The sequence below is a fragment of the Streptomyces sp. NPDC059142 genome, assembly GCF_042755665.1.
Taxonomy (GTDB): domain Bacteria; phylum Actinomycetota; class Actinomycetes; order Streptomycetales; family Streptomycetaceae; genus Streptomyces.
Genome location: NZ_JBHZDA010000036.1, coordinates 1 through 3226 on the forward strand (window position 1 = coordinate 1; position 3226 = coordinate 3226).

Consider the following 3226-nt stretch of genomic DNA (forward strand, 5'->3'; position numbering starts at 1 on the left):
ATGGGAGGCTGTACCCGATATGCGGCTCCGCCGCGTGGGCGCAGGCCCCGAGGAACGAGGGGCCGAGCACGGTCGACCGTCGACAGCGGCATAGAGCGCCCCGGAGGCGAACCGAGCCCCCGGAAAAACTCAGCTGGGGCGGGCCATGGCGGAGACGAAGGCGCGTTCCACGTCGGCTGTGGAGAGGACGCCGTAGATCTCTCCGGTTTCCTCCAGTACCAGGTACTCCGTCGCCGGGCTGGCCCTGAGGCGTTCCAGGAGGGCTTCTCCCGCGAGGTCGGCCGGGACCTTCATGCCTTCCGTGAGGTCCTGTGCGAGGCCGCTCACGGCGACCCAGGGGCGGCGGTGCTGGGGGACGCCGACGATGGCGGATTCGCGGACGAGGGCGGTCGGGTCGCCTTGGCCGTCCACGACGACCAGGGCACGGGCGCCCGCCTCGTTGGCGCGGCGCAGTGCCTCGGAGAGGGGGGTGGTGGATTCGACCGGGACCGCGCGGCGGGTGAGGGCGCGGGCCTGGAGTTCGGGGAGGTGTTCGCGGAGGCGGGCCATGCGCAGGCTGTTGCCCGCGCCGGTCCAGATGATCGCGGCCAGGATCGCGGCGAGCAGCGCGTCCATCACGGTCTCCATGCCGCCGACGTCCGCGGCGGAGGTGCCGAGTGCACCCGTACGGGTGAGGAGCGGGAGGCCGATGAGGACGGTGACCGCGAGCGCGCGGCCGACCCAGGCGGCGGCGATGGTGCCGCTCATGGGCTTGCCGGTGATCTTCCAGACGACGGCGCGCAGCATCCGGCCGCCGTCCAGCGGGAGGCCGGGCAGCAGGTTGAAGACGGCGACGATCAGGTTGGAGATCATCAGCCCCGCGAGCAGGACGCCGGGGACCGTGCGGGCCTCCACGGCGAGCAGGCCGAGGTAGAAGAGGCCGGCGAGGACCAGGGAGAGGAGCGGTCCGACGAACGCGAGGACGAACTCGCGGCCGGGTGTCTCGGACTCCTTCTCGATCTCGGAGACTCCGCCGAAGAACTGGAGCTGGATCCGGCGTACGGGCAGCTTGAAGCGGAGGGCGGCGACGGTGTGGGCCAGCTCGTGGACGAGTACGGAGGCGTAGAACGCGACCGCGAAGAACAGGGAGACCAGGTACCGCAGGCCGCCCAGTTCCGGCAGGACCCGTTCGAGCTGACCGCCGAAGATCCAGGTGATGAGCGCGGCCACCAGGAACCAGCTCGGGGCGACGTAGACGGGCACGCCGAAGGGGCGGCCCATGAGAATGCCACCGCCGGGGTCTTCACGGCGCGGCGGCTTGCCACCGGGGCCCGTGTCCCCCTTGCCGGGCTGCGGCATCCTGCCCTCGCCGCTCTCGTCGTCCTGTTTCACGGGTTCCCTTCGTCGGAGCGTCGCTCGCTCGATGATGTGGTGCGAGTAGCTCTGTAGTCGATGGTATTCGGCTCGCTGTCAGTGGCGGGCCGTAGGGTCTGCGTCATGAGTACGAGCAAGCCGCCCACTTCGCTGTCGCCGTCGCGTGCGAGCGACTTCATGCAGTGCCCTCTGCTGTACAGATTCCGGGTGATCGACAAGCTGCCGGAGAAGCCGAGCGAGGCCGCCACGCGCGGCACGCTGGTGCACGCGGTGCTGGAGCGGCTCTTCGACGCGCCGGCCGCGGAGCGCACGGCGCCGCGGGCGAAGGCGCTGGTGCCCGGCCAGTGGGACCGGCTGCTGGCCGCCAGGCCCGAGCTGGGTGAGCTGTTCACGGAGGCCGCCGAGGGCGCTGAGGGCACTGCGGGTGAGCGGCTGGCCGCGTGGCTGGCGCAGGCGGAGCGGCTGGTGGAGCGGTGGTTCTCGCTGGAGGATCCGACGCGGCTGGAGCCCGCCGAGCGTGAGCTGTTCGTGGAGACGGAGCTGGAGTCGGGGCTGCGGCTGCGCGGGGTGATCGACCGGGTGGATGTCGCGCCCACCGGCGAGGTGCGGATCGTCGACTACAAGACGGGCAAGGCGCCGCGTCCGGAGTACGCGGAGGGCGCGCTGTTCCAGATGACGTTCTACGCCCTGGTGGTGCGGCGGCTGAAGGGGGTGCTGCCGCGCCGGCTCCAGCTCGTGTATCTGGGCAGCGGCGAGGTCGTGACGTACGACCCGGTGGAGGCGGACCTGGAGCGCGTGGAGCGCAAGCTGGAGGCGCTCTGGCAGGCGATCGAGCTGGCCACGGAGACCGGCGACTGGCGGCCCCGGCCGACGAAGCTGTGCGGCTGGTGCGACCACCGGGCGGTGTGTCCGGAGTTCGGCGGGACGCCGCCGGTCTACCCGCTGAGCGTGAAGCCGGTGGAGGCCACCGTGGAGGCGCCCGCGCCCGGCTGACCCCGTCCAGGGCCGTCAGGGCAGAATGGGGCTGTCTAGTGAAGGAGTTGCCCGTGACTGTCCGCGTCCTACTGGTCGACGACCAGCCGCTGCTGCGCACCGGTTTCCGGATGATCCTGGAGGCCGAGCAGGACATCGCGGTCGTCGGTGAGGCCGGGGACGGCCTCCAGGCCATCGACCAGGTCCGCGCGCTCCAGCCCGATGTGGTGCTGATGGACATCCGCATGCCGCGGATGGACGGGGTGGAGGCGACCCGCCAGATCACCGGCCCCGGCCGGGACGGCCCGGCGAAGGTGCTGGTCCTGACCACCTTCGATCTCGACGAGTACGTGGTGGAGGCGCTGCGCGCGGGGGCCAGCGGCTTCCTGCTGAAGGACGCGCCCGCCAATGAGCTGGTGCAGGCCATCCGGGTGGTCGCGGCGGGTGAGGCGATGCTCGCCCCGAGCATCACGCGCCGGCTGCTCGACAAGTACGCGGATCATCTTCCGTCGGGTGAGGATCCGGTCCCCGACACGCTGCACACCCTGACCGAGCGGGAGGTCGAGGTGCTGAAACTGGTGGCGCGCGGGCTGTCGAACGCGGAGATCGCGGCGGATCTGTTCGTGAGCGAGACGACGGTCAAGACCCATGTGGGGCATGTGCTGACGAAGCTGAGCCTGCGCGACCGGGTGCAGGCCGCGGTGTACGCGTACGAGAGCGGGCTGGTGCGCCCGGGCGCCCAGTAGGGGCCGTGACGGGCCGTCGGCCCCGGTGCCCCGCGGCGGCGGCCGTACGGGCGTCGCGGAGGGCGTGCACGACGAAGGACACGACGAAGGGCTGGCGGGGGTGCCCGCCGCCCCGGGGGGGCCGGGGGTGCGGCGGGGGGGGTTGGCGCGGCCCG

At 72.0% G+C, this 3226-nt stretch carries 3 protein-coding genes; 2 read left to right on the top strand and 1 reads right to left on the bottom strand.

Annotated features, from left to right (window positions below):
• Window positions 1-129: 129 nt before the first annotated feature.
• Window positions 130-1338 carry a site-2 protease family protein gene (locus ACFXPK_RS15725; protein WP_384995349.1) on the bottom strand — a complete coding sequence of 403 codons (1209 nt, stop codon included), beginning with the start codon at window positions 1336-1338 and terminating at the stop codon, window positions 130-132.
• A gap of 93 nt (window positions 1339-1431) precedes the next feature.
• On the opposite strand from ACFXPK_RS15725, the gene ACFXPK_RS15730 reads away from it, so the two are divergent.
• Window positions 1432-2346, top strand: a complete 915-nt coding sequence (locus tag ACFXPK_RS15730) for a RecB family exonuclease (protein ID WP_385075618.1) — start codon at window positions 1432-1434, stop codon at window positions 2344-2346.
• Window positions 2347-2399: 53 nt separating this feature from the next.
• Complete coding sequence (locus tag ACFXPK_RS15735) at window positions 2400-3071, top strand: response regulator transcription factor (protein ID WP_041991370.1); 672 nt, start codon at window positions 2400-2402, stop codon at window positions 3069-3071.
• The last annotated feature ends 155 nt before the right edge of the window (window positions 3072-3226 follow it).